At 51.6% G+C, this 527-nt stretch carries 2 protein-coding genes; both read right to left on the reverse strand.

Annotated elements, in window-relative coordinates:
* On the reverse strand, nt 1-316 hold a 316-nt coding region (locus AC1RPH_RS07755), incomplete at its 3' end, for a LysM peptidoglycan-binding domain-containing protein (protein ID WP_481762016.1).
* A gap of 12 nt (nt 317-328) precedes the next feature.
* A partial coding sequence (locus tag AC1RPH_RS07760; RefSeq protein ID WP_481762017.1) for a hypothetical protein occupies nt 329-527 on the reverse strand: 199 nt, incomplete at its 5' end.

A 527-nucleotide genomic window follows, 5' to 3' on the forward strand; every position in this document is an offset into this window, starting at 1 on the left:
GTGCACTCACATAGCCCTGAATGGCCGACTTAGTTGGAACGTTGATAGTCATACCCGGACAAATTTCGGACAACGGATCAGTTATGCCGTTATAGGCCATAAGTGCGCGCCACAAGCTTGTGTCTCCGTAGAACTTGTAGGCCAGCCCCGGAAGATTGGCCATGTCCAACATGCTCAACTGGTAACGCGACTGATTAGGAACGTTGAAGCGCACGTTCTTGAATCCGGATTTGAACATGTTGTAGTTCGAACCGGTATTGTCCACGGGTGTAAACCTGCTCCAGTTAAGGTCTCCGGAGTATCCTTCCATTGGCATAATTAGCGCTCCTTAGAATGAGCTAAACAGATTCTTAGCCGCACTAGCCACGCCCGGCAACGAGTACGTAGCATCACACGACAGCGGTGTGGACGCGCTCGGGTTGATGAATAGCGTATCTAGGTCTTGCTGTGTGAGCATGAACAGAGGCTTGAATTCAACCAGCACGCGGCAGTGGTGCGGCAGACCAGTCTGTGCATCGAAGTTCGAG

It is taken from the genome of Dellaglioa sp. CoH-57-MRSF-16, from assembly GCF_056782055.1.